We start from the raw sequence: 17,886 nt of genomic DNA, 5'->3' as shown, positions 1-17,886 counted from the left end.
GTGTTCGGACGTCGCAACAAGAAGGGTGCCGCCGAGGACGCGGCCGGCGAGGCCGAGCAGGTCGTCGACAGCGTCGACACCGAGGCGGACGAGGAAGCGGAGGCCGAGCGCGAGCGCGTCCGGCTGGAGCCCGGTCCGCGGCCCGAGGGTCCGTGGGACAGCACCGAGGTACGCGACCCGGCCGAGGGCCGCGTGGATCTCGGCGGTCTGTTCGTGCCGGGCGTGGACGGCATGGAGCTGCGGGTCGAGGTCGCGGGTGACGCGATCGTGGCCGCCACCGTCGTCCTGAATGACAGCGCCGTCCAGCTCCAGGCCTTCGCCGCGCCCAAGCGCGAGGGCATCTGGGGCGAGGTCCGCGAGGAGATCGCGGCCGGGATCACCCAGCAGGGCGGCATCATCGACGAGGTCGAGGGTCCGCTCGGCTGGGAGCTGCGGGCCCAGGTGCCGGTGCAGCTGCCGGACGGCACCGGCGGCTTCCAGGTGGTGCGGTTCGTCGGTGTCGACGGTCCCCGCTGGTTCCTGCGCGGTGTGATCTCCGGCCAGGGCGCGGTGCAGCCGCAGGCCGCCGGGCTCCTTGAGCAGATCTTCCGGGACACGGTCGTGGTCCGCGGCGAGGGCCCGATGGCGCCCCGCGACCCGATCGTCCTCAAGCTGCCGAACGACGCCCAGATGGTTCCCGAGGGGGTCCAGCAGGAGGAGGGCTCGCGGTTCTCCGGGGGCATGGGACAGCTTCAGCGGGGTCCGGAGATCACGGAAGTCCGCTGACGGTCACCAGCAGACGGGTCGCGCCTTCGCGAGGTGCGGCCCGTTTTTCGCGCCCGCGCGCGAAACCGGGAGCCCCACGCCCATCAGGGTTCCGTCAAAGTGCTCTCGTACGCCCGCCCCCGTCCGGTTTATCCCCATCGTTGGCCGTAAGGTCGACGCTGCGTAGGCAGGGGTGAGCGGAAGACAATGGAGCCATGGCACGCGGGAAGCTGCGGATTTATCTCGGGGCGGCGCCGGGGGTCGGGAAGACGTACGCGATGCTCGCCGAGGCGCATCGGCGCACCGAGCGCGGTACGGACTGTGTCGTGGCGTTCGTGGAGCACCATGAGCGGCCGCGCACCGAGGTGATGCTGCACGGCCTCGAACAGGTGCCGCGCAAGGAGCTGGAGTACCGCGGGGGCGTCTTCGGGGAGATGGACGTCGACGCCGTGCTGCGCAGGGCGCCCGCCATCGCCCTGGTGGACGAACTCGCCCACACCAACATCCCCGGCTCGCGCAACGCCAAGCGCTGGCAGGACGTCGAGGAACTGCTCGCCGCCGGGATCGACGTCATCTCGACCGTCAATATCCAGCACCTGGAATCACTCGGCGACGTGGTCGAGTCCATCACCGGGGTGCGCCAGCGCGAGACCGTCCCCGACGAGGTGGTACGGCGGGCCGGCCAGATCGAACTGGTCGACATGTCCCCGGAGGCGCTGCGCCGCCGGATGGCGCACGGGAACATCTACCAGCCGGACAAGGTCGACGCGGCGCTGTCCAACTACTTCCGCCCCGGCAACCTCACCGCCCTGCGTGAACTGGCGCTGCTGTGGGTCGCCGACCGGGTGGACGAGTACCTGAACCAGTACCGCAGCGAGCACCGGGTCTCCAAGATCTGGGGTTCGCGGGAGCGGATCGTGGTCGGGCTGACCGGCGGACCCGAGGGCCGTACGCTCATCCGCCGCGCCGCCCGGCTCGCCGAGAAGGGCGCCGGCGGCGAGGTGCTCGCCGTCTACATCGCCCGCAGCGACGGGCTGACCGCGGCCTCCCCGAAGGAACTCGCCGTCCAGCGCACCCTCGTGGAGGACCTCGGCGGCACCTTCCACCATGTGGTCGGCGACGACATACCGGCCGCGCTGCTGGACTTCGCACGCGGCGTCAACGCCACCCAGATCGTGCTCGGCTCCTCGCGCCGCAAGGCCTGGCAGTACGTCTTCGGACCCGGCGTCGGCGCCACCGTCGCCCGGGAGTCCGGCCCCGACCTGGACGTCCACATCGTCACCCACGAGGAGGTCGCCAAGGGCCGGGGACTGCCCGTGGCCCGCGGCGCCCGCCTCGGCCGTACCCGGATCCTCTCGGGCTGGGCCATGGGGGTCGCGGGCCCCGCCGTGCTCGCGCTGCTGCTGAACTCCGTCGACATCGGTCTCGCCAACGACATGCTGCTGTTCCTGGCCGTCACGGTCGCGGCGGCCCTGCTCGGCGGCCTGCTGCCCGCCCTCGCCTCGGTGGCCTTCGGCTCTTTGCTGCTGAACTACTTCTACACACCGCCGCTGCACCGCTGGACCATCGCCGACCCGAAGAACATCGTCGCCATAGTGATCTTCTTCGGCGTCGCCGTGTCGGTCGCCTCCGTGGTGGACCTCGCCGCCCGCCGCACCCACCAGGCGGCCCGGCTGCGCGCCGAGTCCGAGATCCTGTCCTTCCTGGCCGGCAATGTGCTGCGCGGCGAGACCAGCCTGGAGGAGCTGCTGGAGCGGCTCCGGGAGACCTTCGCCATGGAGTCGGCGGCCCTGCTGGAGCGGCAGAGTGACGTCGAACCGTGGACCTGCGCGGGCCGCGCCGGCTTCGGGCCCGTCCTGGAGCGCCCCGAGGACGCCGATGTCGACATGCCCGTCGGCGACCACATGGCGCTCGCCCTGACCGGCCGGGTGCTGCCCGCCGAGGACCGCAGGGTGCTCGCCGCCTTCGGCGCCCAGGCCGCCGTCGTCCTCGACCGCAGACGCCTCCAGGAGGAGGCCGACCAGGCCCGGACGCTCGCCGAGGGCAACCGCATCCGCACCGCCCTGCTGGCCGCCGTCAGCCATGATCTGCGCACCCCGCTGGCCGGGATCAAGGCCGCCGTCTCCTCGCTGCGCTCCGCCGACGTCGACTGGTCCGAGGAGGACCGCGCCGAGCTCCTGGAGGGCATCGAGGAGGGCGCCGACCGGCTCGACCACCTCGTCGGCAACCTCCTGGACATGTCCCGCCTCCAGACCGGCACCGTCACCCCGCTGATCCGCGAGATCGACGTGGACGAGGTCGTACCGATGGCCCTGGGGGGCGTGCCGGAGGACAGCGTCGACCTGGACGTGCCCGAGACCCTGCCGATGATCCTGGCCGACCCCGGGCTGCTGGAGCGCTCGGTGGCCAACCTGGTGGAGAACGCCGTCAAGTACAGCCCGGGCAGCCGGCGCGTCCTGGTCTCCGCCAGCGCCCTCGCCGACCGGGTGGAGGTCCGCGTGGTGGACCGCGGCCCCGGCGTGCCGGACGAGGCCAAGGACCGTATCTTCGAACCCTTCCAGCGCTACGGCGACGCCCCGCGCGGCGCGGGCGTCGGGCTCGGCCTCGCGGTCGCCCGGGGCTTCGCCGAGGCCATGGGCGGCACCCTGACCGCGGAGGACACGCCCGGCGGCGGCCTCACCATGGTCCTGAGCCTGCGCAGCATCCACGGGCGGCAGCCGGTCACGGAGTCCCCCGAAACGGCGTCCACCCCCGCCCCGGCCCACGGTGGGCCGGGCAGCGCGGAACCAGAAAGGCAGACCCTATGCTGAGCCCGAGCGGGGACCACACCCCCACGCGGGTCCTCGTGGTCGACGACGAGCCGCAGATCGTGCGCGCCCTCGTGATCAACCTCAAGGCACGCAAGTACGACGTCGACGCGGCCGCCGACGGCAGGACCGCCCTCGATCTCGCCGCCTCCCGCCACCCCGACGTCGTCGTCCTCGACCTGGGCCTGCCCGACATGGACGGCGTCGAGGTGATCAAGGGCCTGCGCGGCTGGACCCGGGTGCCGATCCTGGTGCTCTCCGCCCGCCACTCCTCCGACGAGAAGGTCGAGGCCCTGGACGCGGGCGCCGACGACTACGTCACCAAGCCCTTCGGCATGGACGAACTGCTGGCCCGGCTGCGCGCCGCCGTGCGCCGCGCCGAGCCGGTCGGCGCCGGCGAGGACGACGTCACCACCGTGGAGACCGAGGGGTTTGCCGTCGACCTGGCCGCCAAGAAGGTGCACCGCGGCGGGCGCGACGTCCGGCTCACCCCCACGGAATGGCATCTCCTGGAGGTGCTGGTCCGCAACACAGGGCGCCTGGTCAGCCAGAAGCAGCTCCTCCAGGAGGTGTGGGGGCCCTCGTACGGGACGGAGACGAACTATCTGCGCGTCTACATGGCGCAGTTGCGGCGCAAACTGGAGGCCGATCCCTCGCACCCGAAGCACTTCATCACGGAGCCCGGGATGGGGTACCGGTTCGAGAAGTGACAAGGCGCGTACCGGGGAAGTGTGAGCGGGGATACGGCGCTGTCGGCGGGCCCCGGTACGCTTCAGATATGAGTGCTGTTCCTCGTTCAGAAAAGCCGGCCGGCCGGTTCCGGCGCATGCTCGACCGGCTCTCCACGTCCCAGGAGGACCTGGAGTCCGAGGAGCTGCGCGAGGACGCCGAGACAGCGGGTTGTACGAAGATCGGCGACTGCCAGGACCGGCAGATCGTCACCGTAACTGGTACCTTGCGCACGGTCACCCTGCGTCCGCGCGCCGGAGTCCCGGCCCTGGAGGCCGAGCTGTTCGACGGCTCCGCGGCGCTGGACGTGGTGTGGCTCGGCAGGCGTTCCATCGTGGGCATAGAACCGGGGCGCAAGCTGATCGCATCGGGCCGGATCTCGCTGAGCCGAGGCCGCCGGGTGCTGTTCAATCCGAAGTACGAACTGCGACCCCTCGGACGGGAGTAGCCGGTGACGTCCCTCGACAAGCCGACCGAAGACACCGACCAGACCCCGCCCGGCGAGTCCGGCGAAGGCGACGCCCGTGCGGTGACGGAGGCGGCGCTGTTCGAGGCGTTCGGCGGCGTCCGCGGCATGGTCGAGACGGTCGTGCCGGGCCTGCTCTTCGTCGCGATCTTCACGGTCAACAAGGACCTGCATCTCTCGGCGATCGCCGCGCTGGCCGTCTCCCTGGCGCTGGTCGTGGTCCGGCTCGCCATGAAGGACACCGTCAAGCACGCCTTCAGCGGTGTGTTCGGCGTGGTCTTCGGCGTGGTGTTCGCCATGTTCACCGGCAATGCCAAGGACTTCTACCTCCCCGGCATGCTCTACACGCTGGGCCTGGCGCTCGCCTACATCGTCACCACCCTCCTCGGGGTGCCGCTGATCGGTGTGGTGCTGGGCCCGGTCTTCAAGGAGAACCTCTCCTGGCGCACCCGCAACCCGGGCCGCAAGAAGGCCTACGCGAAGTCGAGTTGGGCCTGGGGCCTGATCCTGCTCGCCAAGTGCGCGATCCTCTTCCCGCTGTACTGGTGGTCGGACACCACCCGGCTCGGCTGGGTCCTCGTCGCCCTGAAGATCCCGCCCTTCCTGCTGGCCGTCTGGCTCACCTGGGTCTTCCTCGCCAAGGCGCCCGCGCCGATCGACGTCTTCGCGGAGATGGAGGCCGAGGAGCAGGCCGAGAAGGCGGAGAAGGAGCGCAAGGCCGCGCTGGCCGCGGAGAGCGGCGAGCCCGAGGCCATGCCGGGCCGCCATCGCAGGCAGGCGTGAGCGCTGTGCCGTAGCCGGTCGGCGGATGCGCCCCGCACCGTAGACGCTCGGCAGCTGTGCTCCGCACCGTAGACGCTCGGCCGCTGTGCTCCGTGCCGTGGACGGTCGTCACGACGACGAAGGGCGCCCTTGTCGCCAAGGGCGCCCTTCCGCGTGCTCAGGGCCCTCAGGCCCGTCCGCTCCGGCCCGTCAGCCTTCTTCGTGCTTGCGCACCGACAGCAGCTCCTCCAGCTGCTCCTCCCGGGCCTGAGCCGCCACGAACAGCAGCTCGTCGCCCGGCTCCAGGGAGTCCTCCCGGGACGGCGTCAGCACCCGGGTGCCCCGGATGATGGTCACCAGCGAGGTGTCCTCGGGCCAGTGCACGTCCCCGACCTGGGTGCCGGCCAGGGCCGACTCCTCGGGCAGCGTCAGCTCCACGAGGTTGGCGTCGCCATGGCTGAAGCGCAGCAGCCGTACCAGGTCGCCGACGCTCACCGCCTCCTCGACCAGGGCGGACATCAGACGCGGGGTGGAGACGGCCACGTCCACGCCCCAGGCCTCGTTGAACAGCCACTCGTTCTTGGGGTTGTTGACCCGGGCGACGACACGCGGGACGCCGTACTCCGTCTTGGCGAGCAGCGACACCACCAGGTTGACCTTGTCGTCACCGGTGGCGGCGATCACCACGTTGCAGCGCTGGAGCGCCGCCTCGTCTAGGGACGTGATCTCGCAGGCGTCGGCCAGCAGCCACTCGGCCTGCGGCACCCGCTCCACCGAGATGGCGGTCGGGGCCTTGTCGATGAGCAGGATCTCGTGGCCGTTCTCCAGCAGCTCGCCCGCGATCGAGCGGCCGACGGCGCCGGCTCCGGCAATGGCGACCCTCATCAGTGACCGCCCTCTTCTTCCGGGCCCCCGGCGAACGCCGCCTCGACCGCTTCCACGTCGTCCGTCCGCATCATCACGTGCACGAGGTCGCCCTCCTGGAGCACCGTCTGGGAGGTGGGCAGGATCGCCTCGCCCAGCCGGGTCAGGAACGCCACCCGGACGCCCGTGTCCTCCTGCATCTTGCTGATCTTGTGGCCGACCCACTTCGGGGAGGCGTGCACCTCGGCGAGCTGCACCCCGCCGGTGGGGTCGCGCCACAGCGGCTCGGCCCCGGAGGGCAGCAGCCGGCGCAGCATCTGGTCGGCGGTCCAGCGGACCGTGGCCACGGTCGGGATACCGAGGCGCTGGTAGACCTCGGCGCGCCGGGGGTCGTAGATACGGGCGGCCACGTTCTCCACGCCGAACATCTCGCGCGCGACCCGCGCGGAGATGATGTTGGAGTTGTCGCCGCTGGAGACGGCCGCGAAGGCGCCCGCCTCCTCGATCCCCGCCTCACGCAGGGTGTCCTGGTCGAAGCCGACTCCGGTGACCCGGCGGCCTCCGAATCCCGGTCCCAGCCGACGGAAGGCGGTCGGGTCCTGGTCGATCACGGCGACCGTGTGCCCCTGTTGCTCCAGGGTCTGGGCGAGAGCGGAGCCTACTCGCCCGCAGCCCATGATGACGATGTGCACGACCGTCCTTCCGATGTCAAGAGTCGTTGGCTTGGCCTGAACAGGTTCTCAGACTGCCGCCCAAGCTACACACGCATCACCCTCACCGGGCACCCCCGTGCCCGGGTAGCGCCCGCGCACCGGGCTCAGAGGGGCTCAGACGGCCTCATAGCGGCTCATCCGCCCGTCTTCGAGTGATGCTGCGCACGCTGCACACGGTCAGGATTCCGAGGCCGGCCAGGGCGAGCACCGCCCCGATCAGCTCAGCGGTCGGCGGCATGGGGCCTCCAGGGGTCGGTGACAGACGGGGTTTGCCATCTAGGCACGACCCGGGCCCGCGCCACGGAATCCGTACATCACTCCACCGCCGAGTTCACCCATGGGGAAGATATTGCGGACAGGGTGGGCGGCTGCCAGTTCGAAGGCTTACGATCCTCTCTCGTGTCCAAACTGACCGACGTGCCCAAACGGATCCTGATCGGGCGCGCACTGCGCAGCGACCGGCTGGGGGAAACCCTCCTGCCCAAGCGCATCGCACTCCCCGTCTTCGCTTCCGACCCGCTGTCCTCCGTCGCCTACGCGCCGGGGGAGGTTCTGCTGGTCCTGTCCATCGCGGGCGTGTCGGCGTACCACTTCAGCCCCTGGATCGCCGTCGCGGTCGTGGTGCTGATGTTCACCGTGGTCGCCTCCTACCGCCAGAACGTGCACGCCTACCCGAGCGGCGGCGGCGACTACGAGGTGGCGACCACCAACCTCGGTCCCAAGGCCGGCCTCACCGTCGCGAGCGCCCTGCTCGTCGACTACGTGCTGACCGTCGCGGTGTCCATCGCCTCCGGTATCGAGAACCTCGGCTCGGCCGTCCCGTTCGTGGTCGAACACAAGGTGCTCTGCGCGACCGTCGTGATCGTCCTGCTGACGCTCATGAACCTGCGCGGCGTCAAGGAGTCCGGCAAGCTCTTCGCCATCCCGACGTACGTGTTCGTCGGCGGCGTCTTCATCATGATCCTGTGGGGCGCTTTCCGCGGCCTGGTGCTCGGCGACACCATGCGGGCGCCGACCGCCGACTTCCACATCAGGGCCGAGCACCAGGGCCTCGCGGGCTTCGCGCTGGTCTTCCTGCTGCTGCGCGCCTTCTCCTCCGGCTGTGCCGCCCTGACCGGCGTCGAGGCCATCTCCAACGGCGTCCCGGCCTTCCGTAAGCCGAAGTCCAAGAACGCGGCGAGCACGCTCGCGGCGATGGGCCTGCTGGCCGTCACCATGTTCTGCGGCATCATCGCCCTGGCCGCGACGACCAAGGTGCGCATGGCCGAGAACCCGGCCACCGACCTGCTGCACAACGGCCACCCGATCGGCTCCGGCTACGTCCAGAACCCGGTGATCTCCCAGGTCGCCGAGGCGGTCTTCGGCAAGGGCAGCTTCCTGTTCGTGCTCCTGGCCGCCGCCACCGCGCTGGTGCTGTTCCTCGCGGCCAACACGGCGTACAACGGCTTCCCGCTGCTCGGCTCGATCCTCGCCCAGGACCGCTACCTGCCCCGCCAGCTGCACACCCGCGGCGACCGGCTCGCCTTCTCCAACGGCATCGTGCTGCTCGCAGGCGCCGCCGCGCTGCTGACCGTGATCTACGGCGCCGACTCCACGCGCCTGATCCAGCTCTACATCGTCGGCGTGTTCGTGTCCTTCACGCTGAGCCAGACCGGCATGGTCCGGCACTGGAACCGCCACCTGGCGGTCGAGAAGGACCAGGCCAAGCGGCGCCACATGATGCGCTCGCGGGCGATCAACACCTTCGGTGCCTTCCTCACCGGCCTGGTGCTGGTCGTCGTCCTGGTCACCAAGTTCACGCACGGCGCCTGGGTGGCCCTGCTGGGCATGTGCATCTTCTTCGCGACCATGACCGCGATCCGCAAGCACTACGACCGCGTCGCCGAGGAGATCGCCGCGCCCGAGGAGCCGGACGACGACCTGGTCCGCCCCTCCCGGGTGCACTCCGTGGTGCTGATCTCCAAGATCCACCGGCCGACTCTGCGGGCCCTGGCCTACGCCAAGCTGATGCGCTCCGACAGCCTGGAGGCGCTCACCGTCAACGTGGACCCGGCCGAGACCAAGGCGCTGCGCGAGGAGTGGGAGCGGCGCGGCATCGACGTACCGCTGAAGGTCCTCGACTCGCCGTACCGCGAGGTCACCCGGCCGGTGATCGAGTACGTCAAGGGCCTGCGCAAGGAGTCCCCGCGGGACGCGGTCTCCGTGATCATCCCCGAGTACGTGGTCGGCCACTGGTACGAGCACCTGCTGCACAACCAGAGCGCCCTGCGCCTCAAGGGCCGCCTGCTGTTCACACCCGGTGTGATGGTCACCTCCGTGCCCTACCAGCTGGCCTCCTCCGAGGCGGCCAAGATGCGGGCCCGCAGGCGCCAGGAGTGGAGCGCGCCCGGCGCGGTCCGCCGCGGCCCGGCGGGGGAGCGGCCCAAGGAGCCGTCGGAGCCATCGGGGTCGTCGGGGTCCTCGCCCAAGGACTGACGAGACACCGGGGTACGGGACCGGGGCGGCGAGGCCGTAGACTGGTGGGCTGTTGTCGGTCCAGCGGGCTGCGCTCGACCGCCCCGGACCCGTCTGCGCAGCTCGTCTGCTTCTTTGCCGTCCTCCGTCGCGAACCCGATCCTCTGGAGCCCCCCACCATGCAGGCAGAACCGACCACGTCTCTGGTGGGCGAGGAGTACGAGGTCGAGATCGGCCCCGTCGCCCACGGCGGCCACTGCATCGCCCGTACCGCCGAGGGCCAGGTCCTCTTCGTCCGGCACGCGCTGCCCGGCGAGCGCGTGGTGGCGAAGGTCACCGAGGGCGAGGAGGGCGCCCGCTTCCTGCGCGCGGACGCCGTACGCATCCTGGAGGCGTCCAAGGACCGTATCGAGGCGCCCTGCCCCTTCGCCGGGCCCGGCCGCTGCGGTGGCTGCGATTGGCAGCACGCCAAGCCGGGCGCCCAGCGCCGGCTGAAGGCGGACGTGCTCGCCGAGCAGCTGCGCCGGCTCGCGGGTCTCACCCCCGAGGAGGCCGGCTGGGACGGCACGGTGGTCCCGGCCGAGGGCGACAAGCTGCCCGCCGGCGAGGTGCCGCAGTGGCGCACCCGGGTGCAGTACGCGGTCGACGCGGAGGGCCACGCCGGTCTGCGCCGGCACCGTTCGCACGAGGTCGAGCGCATCGACCACTGCATGATCGCGGCGCCCGGCGTGTCGGAGCTGGGCATCGAGAAGCACGATTGGGCCGGCATGGAGTCGGTCGAGGCGATCGCGGCGACGGGCTCCCAGGACCGCCAGGTGATCCTCACCCCGCGTCCGGGCGGCCGGCTGCCCCTGGTCGAGCTGGACAAGCCGGTCTCGGTCATGCGGGTCGACGAGAAGGCCGGGGGCGTGCACCGCGTGCACGGCCGCCCCTTCGTCCGCGAGCGCGCGGACGGCCGCACCCACCGGGTCGGCGCCGGCGGCTTCTGGCAGGTCCACCCGAAGGCGGCGGACACCCTCGTCACCGCGGTGATGCAGGGCCTGCTGCCGCGTAAGGGCGAGATGGCCCTCGACCTCTACTGCGGCGTCGGCCTCTTCGCCGGCGCCCTCGCCGACCGCCTCGGCGACAAGGGCGCGGTCCTCGGCATCGAGTCCGGCAAGCGCGCCGTCGAGGACGCCCGCCACAACCTGGCCGACTTCCCCCGCGTCCGCATCGAACAGGGCAAGGTCGAATCCGTCCTCCCGCGCACGGGCATCACCGAGGTCGACCTGATCGTCCTCGACCCACCCCGCGCGGGCGCCGGCCGCGACACGGTGAAGCACCTCGCGTCCCTGCGGGCACGACGCATCGCATACGTGGCGTGCGATCCGGCGGCGCTGGCGCGGGATTTGGGGTACTTCGGGGAGAACGGGTATCGGGTGCGGATGTTGCGGGCGTTCGATCTGTTTCCGATGACGCATCATGTGGAGTGCGTGGCGATTCTGGAGCCTGCCGAGAAGGGCATCTGACCTGCCGTTTTGCATTTCAGGTGGTCAGCTCGACCTGTTTTCGCTCGCGGAATGCGTCGACTCAGGTTCGCTTGTGCAGAACGCTCTGAGCTGCAGGTTCGAGGGCAGGCTCGGGTTTCGCGGCGACGTGGCGATGCGCAATGCAGAATTTTTGACGCTCGGATGACGCTCGAATATCGGAAGCCTCAACCTCGGACTTCTCCGGCCCTGGGCCGCAGACCGGGGCCGTCGGCGCGGGGCAAGGACTCCGGTTCGGGGGCCGACTGCACCTCGCCAGCGGTGGCGCGTGCTGCTACCTCGTCGCACGCACCTCGGAACCGAGACCGCGGTCCGACCGGGCCACGAAGGACGGCGTCGTGTCCGATCTTGAGTGGCTGATATAACCTCGCCGCCGAGATACCAGCCCGGTATCATTCCTGTATGGCGATGACACTCTGACTCCCCGAAGACCTTGACGCGAAGCTCACCGAGCGGGCTCGTCGGGAGGGTCGCAGCAAGCAGGAACTTGCCATCGAGGCCATCCGTGACGCCCAGCATCGGGCCGAGCTGAAGGTTGATGACGTCCTGGCCGAGCTGATGGACAGCGATGCGGAGATCCTGGACTACCTGAAGTGACCCAAGTGCGCTACATCCATATCGACGAGATCCTGGCCATCGCCCGCACGGTCAACGATACCGAGCACAGCGTGCGTGACATGGGACTTTTGGTGTCAGCGATCGAACGGCCCCGGACGAACGTGTTCGGGGCCGAGCTGTATCCCACGCAGCATGAGAAGGCGGCGGCACTGCTGCACTCCGTCGCTCGCAATCGCGCGCTGATCGACGGCAACAAGCGCACCGCCTGGCTTGCCATGCGTGTCTTCCTGCGGTTCAACGGCGTCAGCGCCGGTACCGCGCCGCCACCCGTCTCCGTGGCTGGCCCGTTCGTCGAGGAAGTCGCGCAGGACAACATCGATGTACCGGCTACTGCAAAGCGCCTGTCGGCTTGGTTCCCCGTTTCCTGACGTTCGACGTCGTGGGTACGGGACGGAATGAGGTTCTGAGAGCGGTGCTGGCTTCTGGCAGTCCGCCGGGCCGTTCAGATCCGTGCCCCGGCCGGGCGCGGCGATCATGACGCGGGCGCCGAAGCGTGCGTCGACGGCTCACCGGCAGGTTCGGGGTTGACGGGCGTGCTCGCCGTAGCTCGGGTCGGTGATCGCCGGCGCGTTCACGAACTGGCCGACGCGCCAGGGCTGTCGGCTGCCGAACCGCTCGGCGAAGAAGGAGGGCATCCCTCCGCCCTCCGATTGCCGAGCGGCAGTGGAGAACCGTGCGGCGCACGTCGGCGGCGAACGGCCCGTCGTAGGAGGCAGGGCCGTGCGGCTCCATGGTCGATGCCACGGAGCCGCACGTTGGTTACCGTAAGAAGCCGACGCTCGGATCGTCCGTGTCGTCTTCCGGGTCCACGCTGTACAGCGGGCGGTCCTCGATCCCCAGGGCGCGCATCAGCTCGTTGGTCGGAATCCTGTACCTACGTCCGATACGGAGGACGGGGCAGGGGAACTCGTGCTCGCGGATCAGCCGGTACGCGGTCGTCGAGCCGATTCCGAGTGCTCGGGCCGCCGTGCGCAGGTCCACTGCGACGGGCAGGTCGAACATCTCCGTGAAACTGAGGCGGCCCTCTGCAGGGTCCTTCACCCTCGCCTCCCCGCAGGGCGGACCGGCCGGGTGTCCGCGCGGCGCCCGGGCCGTCGCCTCTTCCCGGGGCTGTGACCCGCCGACCCGTCGTCGGTGTTGATGAAGATTCCCTGTCGGCGCAGATGCTCCGGGCGCACCCGGAAACGCAGCGGTGCGCACAGCCCGTCCGGGCCGTCCGGACGGTCGACCCGGACGTCCAGGCTCTCCGCCGCCGGAGCGTCCGCCTCCTCGCCGGACGCAGTGAGAGCGTGCTCCTCGGTGATGCGTTCGATCTGGGTGGAGGGAAGCTCCCGCAGCCCTTCCCGGGCGAGATGCCACGCCCTGGCGCGCGCCGCGTGCAGCAGGGAGGAGTCGGTGAGACAGCTCGCGCCGTCCCGATCCGCCAGCTTCTCCAGGAGAGCCAGGACCATTTCGGCCTCCACGTCCGACCGGTCGGCCCGCAGGCGCGTGCAGATCCGGTGGGCCGTCCCGGTCAACCGGGGCAGGGCCAGCCAGATCGCCAGGAGTTTCCCCGTGCTGTCTGGAGTCAGGTCGCTCTGCGCCGCGCGGATGACCTCCTTCCAGACCGCAGTGGCGAACTGCGGGTCGGAGCCGGGGCCGTACAAGGCCTCGTGCGTCTCGGCGGCGGTCAGCCAGACCGGATCAGCCTCGTCGGTGTCCGTGGGAACGAGCAGGAAGACCGCGTCACTGGTCCGGGGATCGTCGAAGTGCCGCCTCACTGAGGCGAACGCACTGCTGTGCAGCGGATACATCAGGAAATGTCCTCTCTCGGACTGCGGAAACCTGAGTCCGGAGGTGCTGGAGAAACCGAGATGCTGGACGAGGTGTGTCCTGTGGTGGGGACGTATCGCCTCATATCCGCGTCAAGCGGAGACGAGTCCCACCAGCCTCACTTTGATGCGTGAGCATGCGGTAGTGGTCTTCTCGACCAGGTAACGCCGCCTTTGACCACGAGCGTGTAACAAGCGCGGCAGCCAGGCCGCGAGTTCGCCGGTGACGAAGTTCGCGAGGCTGGTGGGTGCCCGTACAGAACGGGCACCCACGACTGTTGCGCTCAGGCGGTCTCGGAGGACGAGGTGTCCGGCGCCTCGGTGGGCGGGGTCGCCGGGGTGGTGTCCTCGGTCCGGACGGCCGCCCGCCGGCGGCGGCTCGGCGGCCAGTCGGGGGACTGGCGCAGACGGGCTGCCCGGCGGTTCCGCTGACGGCTGTTCATCGGGTTCGCAGTTCCTCTCTGATGAGTCGATGGATGACTAAGCCGCCGTTTCGTGCTTCTGCGAGCGGCTGGTGCCATCGTGCCCGGGGGTGAAGCGGGGCCGCAGAGCGAAAACTGAGGGATAACTGAGTCCCCGGGGGGCGTGAAGAAGCAAGCGCGTATGAAGCGACACAGCGCGGCGCACGGATGAAGGAGCGCCGGCAAGGGGCCGGATCACTGACTGCGGTGCGCTGAGGGGGAAGGCGATGGAGGGGTACGTGCTGGGCCCGGTGCGAGCCGAAGGGGGCGGCGGCAGGAGGGTGGTCGAAGGGTCGAAGGTGGCGGCCCTGTTCGCGCTCCTGGTGACCTCGCCAGACTGCCGATGTAAGAGGAAGGACATAGCCGAAGTCCTCTGGGAGGGCGTCGAGGACGTCGGCAATCTGGTTGACCGCGTCGTCGCCGACCTGCGGAAGGGGCTGGGCCAGGAGTGCGTGCCCCATAGCGGCAAGTCGGGTTACTGCACGCTCCGCGTGCCGGTGGGAGACGTCGACCTGCTCCGTTTTCGCGAAAAGGTGAAGCAGGCTGAAGGATTGACCTGCAAAGCGCAGTTCGAGCTGCTCGGCGCGGCCTTGGAGGAGTGGGACGGCGAGGACGAACCGCTGCAAGGACTGTCCGAGGCCGGCTTCCACTTGCGTCGGGAGGAGCTACGGGCCGAGTTGATGGCCGCCGTGTACGCGCGGTTGGACGCAGCCTACAAGTCATGGGAAGTCAAATGGCTGCGCGATGAGACGGAGAAATGGTTCGAGCGTGCGCCGGAATTACCCCAGATCTTCCGGTTCTACCTGCTCGCCCACGCAGACCTGCCGGAGGCCCGACGTGAGCGGCTCATCAAGAAGTGGGAGAAGCGCAACGGAAGAGCGGACGTCGATGTACAGAGCGCCATCGACCAGGTCCGGGGAGAGGGCCGCCGGCCGGGCGGGGCGCTCCTGCCCCCCCGTTCCCGACCAGTTGCCCGGCGGCAGGCGCAAGCCGATCGGGCAGGACGAGCTGATCGGTGACCTCTTCGAGGCCGTGTGCCAGGAACAGGACGCCGGCAATCTGGCGCTGGTCCTGATCAGCGGCATGGCGGGCGTCGGGAAGACCACGGTGGCCGAGAACCTCGCCGGTCGGCTGCGGGAGCGGTTTCCCGACGGGGTGCTGCGCGGCGAACTGAACGGATTCGCCGACGGAGACGTGCGGCCCGCCGAACCGGACGAGATCCTGGACAGCTTTCTGGCCGCGCTGCCGCCCTACACCACGGTGACCGGAACGGAGAGCAAGAGCAACGCGCTGCGGTCGGCACTGGCCCACCGGTCGGTGCTCATCGTCCTCGACGACGCGCGCAGCGCCCAGCAGGTGCTGCCGCTGCTTCCCGGAGACGGTACCTGCGCCGTGATCGTCACCAGTCGTAACGACCTCTTGCGGCTGCAGTCCGAGAGAAAGGTGCTGTTCCGCAAGATGGAGCCGCTGCACGAGGCGGACGCCCTGGAGGTACTCCAGGAGAAAGTGTCGGCCGAGGACCGGGCCAAGCACGCCGTGCCCTTCAGCAAGCTGGTCCACCTCTGCGGTCGGCTGCCGTTGGCCCTCGTGGTGGTGGCCCGGCTCTTGGAGGTCGGTGCGCGTCCGCTGCACACCCTCCCTGCCCTGGTGCGGGAGATGGAGAAGGAGCTGGAACGGGCGAAGCTGGACACCCTGGACCTGCCCGAGCACGAACTGTCGGTCCGCGCCGCGCTCAACTGCTCCGTGCGCGTGCTGAATGAGGAAGCCCGGCTGCTGCTGTGGCAGCTTGCCGTCCACCCCGGGCCCAGCGCTTCCTGGGAGGCGGTGATGGATCTGGGACGGGCAGTGGACGAAGGGACGCGTACCGACCTGGCCCTGGTGGACCTCGTGGCGGCGAACCTGGTGGAACATCAGGGCGATCGCTACGGGCTGCACGACCTCGTGCGGGCCTTCGCCCTTCGGCACGTGCGGCCGGCGCCGGACGGAGAGAACGCGGAGATCGAGGGGGCGACCGTACGACAGGTGCTGGAACACCTGCTGCACAACGTCCGCGCCTGCGACCGGGTGCTCGACCGCGAACGCACCCTGCCCACCGGCGAGCCCGGAGCGGTCAGGGTCACCGACCCCGCGGACCTCGCGGAGGCGATGGCGTTCCTGGATGAGGAGTACGCCACCGTCCAGCGAGGCATTCACTTGGCGATCAATCGGCGTATCGACCGGTACATATGGCTGCTTCCGATGGCCCTGGTCATCTACCAGTGGCGCCGCCGTCTGCTCGATGATGCGCGGCAGAACCTCCGGTACGCCGCCGAGGCGGCGGAAGCCGTCGCCGGTCCGGTCGATTGTGCCATGGTCCACCGGTCGTTGGCAGGGACCCACTGGCGGCTCGCTGAGTACGACTTGGCGGTGGGCGCCCTGCGCAGGGCCGTCCGGCTCAGCGAGGAGGACCGCAGCACGGAAGGCCGGCTGAGTCTGGCCCATACGCTGCACCGGCTCGGGCTCACCCTGCGCAAGCAGGACGACCTGACGGGAGCGGAGGAAGTGCTCCACCGTGCACTGGAGTTGTGTCGGGAGGTGTCCGACCGGGTCGGGGAAGCGGCTGTTCTGAACGCCCTCGGCGCGCTCCACCTCGACCGGGGCGAGCACGAGCGGGCGCTCCGTCGGTGCGCCGACGCTCTGGGCGTGGTGGAGCGCACGGCGGAGCGCAGCGGCCTGGCCGATGTGCTGTTCACCCTGGCCAAGGTGCACCTGGCCCGTTCCGAACGGGAGGAGGCCATCGCCCTGTACCGGCAGGCCTCCGACATCTACCGCGAACAGGAGAACTGGCCCAACGAGGACAAGGTACGGATGCTCTTCTCTGATGTCCTGGTGTCCGCCGGCGACACCGACGCGGCGGTGCGGGAGCTGGAGAGAGTCATCGTGCTGCGTGAGCTGATGGACGGTGAGGGGGTGCGGGAGGTCCGGGAGCGGCTGGAAGGGCTGAGGTGACCCGCCTGGTCGGCGGCCGTCGGCTCACCGTCAAAGCCGGGGCGGATGCGTGCGGTAGTACTCGGTCGGGTCCGGGCGCAGGGGCTTCGATGGCCGTTGCAAGCCGAGCTGGGGTAGGTAGCAGCGGAGCCGATCGAACACTTCACGGACGTCAGCGGGGCGCTCCGCCGCCTTCCACCGGACCATCCACAGCGCCAGGGAGGCGAACTCCGGGGGTAGTTTGGCGAGCCGGTCGGCCGGCAGCACCGGGGTGCCCTCTTCCGCCCGCTCGTCCTGTCCGCCGTAGGGCAGGCGCATCACGGTCATCTCCAGCAGGATGCAGCCAAGTGCGAAGATGTCCGCTTGCGGCGTCAGACCTGACGGGCACGCGTCGGATTGCTCGGGGGAGGCCCAGCCGCGCGTGCCGCGTGCGTATTCCGTCTCCTGATCCGCCATGACCGCGTGGCCCATGTCAATGAGCCGGAGACGGCCGTCCGGCTGCACGATGACGTTCTCGGGCTTGAGATCGCAGTGCACCAAATGCCGGTCGTGGACTTCTGCCAGAATTTCGCACAGTTGGCCGATGACGGCCGCAACGGTCCCAGGATCCTTGACGGGCAGGGCCGCCGACAGGACCTTCTGCAGTTGGTGCCCTTCGACAAATTCCATGACCAGGCACCGGCGTCGCCGGTGTGTCCCCGTGGCGATGACTTCGGGAATCGCCTGGATTCCCGTCAGCATCATCATGCGTGATCCCTCTTTGAGGAGTTCATCGCCGGCCCAGTGGAAATCGCTCTCGGGTCCGAGGTCCCGGGCCTTCTGAAGCTTTAACGCCACCTTCTGCCCGCTGTTGCGGTCACGCCCGAGGAAAAGGTCGCCTTGGCCGCCGTCGCCGACCATGTCCAGCACTTCGTAGCGCCTCTCCACATCGCCGATCTCCTCGATCTCCCTCACGGCCATCCAC

17 protein-coding genes and 1 pseudogene are annotated in these 17,886 nt (G+C 69.8%); 11 read left to right on the top strand and 7 right to left on the bottom strand.

Going from position 1 to position 17,886, the window contains the following annotated elements; translation table 11 throughout:
- The 5 genes from HEP81_RS10800 to HEP81_RS10780 all read left to right on the top strand — a co-directional run bounded on the left by HEP81_RS10800 (position 1) and on the right by HEP81_RS10780 (position 5,529).
- Entirely contained in the window at positions 1 to 765 is a 765-nt protein-coding gene (locus HEP81_RS10800) for a DUF3710 domain-containing protein (RefSeq protein ID WP_037654164.1), read from the top strand.
- Positions 766 to 959: 194 nt separating this feature from the next.
- Positions 960 to 3,554, top strand: coding sequence for a sensor histidine kinase (locus tag HEP81_RS10795; protein WP_037654165.1), 2,595 nt, complete (start codon positions 960 to 962; stop codon positions 3,552 to 3,554).
- Positions 3,548 to 4,261 carry a response regulator gene (locus HEP81_RS10790; RefSeq protein WP_037654166.1) on the top strand — a complete coding sequence of 238 codons (714 nt, stop codon included), beginning with the start codon at positions 3,548 to 3,550 and terminating at the stop codon, positions 4,259 to 4,261. The genes HEP81_RS10795 and HEP81_RS10790 overlap by 7 nt, the downstream gene beginning before the upstream one ends.
- A gap of 68 nt (positions 4,262 to 4,329) precedes the next feature.
- Entirely contained in the window at positions 4,330 to 4,728 is a 399-nt protein-coding gene (locus HEP81_RS10785) for an OB-fold nucleic acid binding domain-containing protein (protein ID WP_078967283.1), read from the top strand.
- A gap of 3 nt (positions 4,729 to 4,731) precedes the next feature.
- Positions 4,732 to 5,529 carry a DUF3159 domain-containing protein gene (locus tag HEP81_RS10780; RefSeq protein ID WP_037654169.1) on the top strand — a complete coding sequence of 266 codons (798 nt, stop codon included), beginning with the start codon at positions 4,732 to 4,734 and terminating at the stop codon, positions 5,527 to 5,529.
- A gap of 189 nt (positions 5,530 to 5,718) precedes the next feature.
- On the opposite strand, the gene HEP81_RS10775 is transcribed toward HEP81_RS10780, so the two are convergent.
- Positions 5,719 to 6,393, bottom strand: coding sequence for a potassium channel family protein (locus tag HEP81_RS10775; protein ID WP_037654173.1), 675 nt, complete (start codon positions 6,391 to 6,393; stop codon positions 5,719 to 5,721).
- Entirely contained in the window at positions 6,393 to 7,064 is a 672-nt protein-coding gene (locus HEP81_RS10770) for a potassium channel family protein (RefSeq protein WP_037654174.1), read from the bottom strand. Before HEP81_RS10770 ends, HEP81_RS10775 begins: the two co-directional genes overlap by 1 nt.
- A 420-nt stretch (positions 7,065 to 7,484) precedes the next feature.
- Between HEP81_RS10770 and HEP81_RS10765 the strand changes: the two genes are divergently transcribed.
- The 4 genes and pseudogenes from HEP81_RS10765 to HEP81_RS10750 all read left to right on the top strand — a co-directional run bounded on the left by HEP81_RS10765 (position 7,485) and on the right by HEP81_RS10750 (position 12,051).
- On the top strand, positions 7,485 to 9,560 hold the full coding sequence (locus HEP81_RS10765; RefSeq protein ID WP_037654175.1) for an APC family permease: 2,076 nt from the start codon (positions 7,485 to 7,487) through the stop codon (positions 9,558 to 9,560).
- 158 nt (positions 9,561 to 9,718) lie between these two features.
- Positions 9,719 to 11,047, top strand: a complete 1,329-nt coding sequence (locus tag HEP81_RS10760) for a class I SAM-dependent RNA methyltransferase (RefSeq protein ID WP_037654177.1) — start codon at positions 9,719 to 9,721, stop codon at positions 11,045 to 11,047.
- 420 nt (positions 11,048 to 11,467) lie between these two features.
- Positions 11,468 to 11,662, top strand: a pseudogene (locus tag HEP81_RS42325) (ribbon-helix-helix protein, CopG family).
- A complete protein-coding gene (locus tag HEP81_RS10750) occupies positions 11,659 to 12,051 on the top strand; it encodes a type II toxin-antitoxin system death-on-curing family toxin (protein ID WP_037654179.1) in 393 nt (130 codons plus the stop codon). Before HEP81_RS42325 ends, HEP81_RS10750 begins: the two are co-directional and overlap by 4 nt.
- Before the next feature lie 138 nt (positions 12,052 to 12,189).
- Here the strand turns inward: HEP81_RS10750 and HEP81_RS42140 are convergent, their stop codons facing one another.
- The 4 genes from HEP81_RS42140 to HEP81_RS10735 form a co-directional block, all read right to left on the bottom strand.
- Positions 12,190 to 12,318, bottom strand: a complete 129-nt coding sequence (locus tag HEP81_RS42140) for a hypothetical protein (RefSeq protein WP_274599484.1) — start codon at positions 12,316 to 12,318, stop codon at positions 12,190 to 12,192.
- Between the two features lie 124 nt (positions 12,319 to 12,442).
- Entirely contained in the window at positions 12,443 to 12,685 is a 243-nt protein-coding gene (locus HEP81_RS10745; RefSeq protein WP_051850084.1) for a helix-turn-helix domain-containing protein, read from the bottom strand.
- A 35-nt stretch (positions 12,686 to 12,720) separates the two neighbouring features.
- Positions 12,721 to 13,443, bottom strand: coding sequence for a hypothetical protein (locus HEP81_RS10740; protein WP_190275979.1), 723 nt, complete (start codon positions 13,441 to 13,443; stop codon positions 12,721 to 12,723).
- A 335-nt stretch (positions 13,444 to 13,778) separates the two neighbouring features.
- Positions 13,779 to 13,937, bottom strand: coding sequence for a hypothetical protein (locus HEP81_RS10735; RefSeq protein WP_157854403.1), 159 nt, complete (start codon positions 13,935 to 13,937; stop codon positions 13,779 to 13,781).
- Positions 13,938 to 14,182: 245 nt separating this feature from the next.
- On the opposite strand from HEP81_RS10735, the gene HEP81_RS10730 reads away from it, so the two are divergent.
- Together HEP81_RS10730 and HEP81_RS10725 are read left to right on the top strand one after the other, a co-directional pair.
- Entirely contained in the window at positions 14,183 to 14,974 is a 792-nt protein-coding gene (locus HEP81_RS10730; RefSeq protein ID WP_037654185.1) for an AfsR/SARP family transcriptional regulator, read from the top strand.
- Complete coding sequence (locus HEP81_RS10725) at positions 14,925 to 16,943, top strand: tetratricopeptide repeat protein (RefSeq protein ID WP_167739847.1); 2,019 nt, start codon at positions 14,925 to 14,927, stop codon at positions 16,941 to 16,943. Before HEP81_RS10730 ends, HEP81_RS10725 begins: the two co-directional genes overlap by 50 nt.
- Before the next feature lie 30 nt (positions 16,944 to 16,973).
- Here HEP81_RS10725 and HEP81_RS10720 read toward each other — a convergent pair whose 3' ends face one another.
- Positions 16,974 to 17,876: a serine/threonine protein kinase gene (locus HEP81_RS10720; RefSeq protein ID WP_157854405.1), complete on the bottom strand. Its 903-nt coding sequence runs from the start codon at positions 17,874 to 17,876 to the stop codon at positions 16,974 to 16,976.
- Between the last annotated feature and the right edge of the window lie 10 nt (positions 17,877 to 17,886).

Source organism: Streptomyces griseofuscus (assembly GCF_014673495.1).
In the GTDB taxonomy this organism is placed as follows: domain Bacteria; phylum Actinomycetota; class Actinomycetes; order Streptomycetales; family Streptomycetaceae; genus Streptomyces; species Streptomyces murinus.
This window is presented reverse-complemented; position numbering and strand designations above follow the sequence as displayed.

Coding starts and splice junctions, on each gene's coding strand:
- HEP81_RS42140 (WP_274599484.1), bottom strand. CDS start 12,318: ATGCCCTCCTTCTTCGCCGAGCGGTTCGGCAGCCGACAGCCCTGGCGC.
- HEP81_RS10730 (WP_037654185.1), top strand. CDS start 14,183: ATGGAGGGGTACGTGCTGGGCCCGGTGCGAGCCGAAGGGGGCGGCGGC.
- HEP81_RS10735 (WP_157854403.1), bottom strand. CDS start 13,937: ATGAACAGCCGTCAGCGGAACCGCCGGGCAGCCCGTCTGCGCCAGTCC.
- HEP81_RS10790 (WP_037654166.1), top strand. CDS start 3,548: ATGCTGAGCCCGAGCGGGGACCACACCCCCACGCGGGTCCTCGTGGTC.
- HEP81_RS10760 (WP_037654177.1), top strand. CDS start 9,719: ATGCAGGCAGAACCGACCACGTCTCTGGTGGGCGAGGAGTACGAGGTC.
- HEP81_RS10775 (WP_037654173.1), bottom strand. CDS start 6,393: ATGAGGGTCGCCATTGCCGGAGCCGGCGCCGTCGGCCGCTCGATCGCG.
- HEP81_RS10795 (WP_037654165.1), top strand. CDS start 960: ATGGCACGCGGGAAGCTGCGGATTTATCTCGGGGCGGCGCCGGGGGTC.
- HEP81_RS10745 (WP_051850084.1), bottom strand. CDS start 12,685: ATGTTCGACCTGCCCGTCGCAGTGGACCTGCGCACGGCGGCCCGAGCA.
- HEP81_RS10785 (WP_078967283.1), top strand. CDS start 4,330: ATGAGTGCTGTTCCTCGTTCAGAAAAGCCGGCCGGCCGGTTCCGGCGC.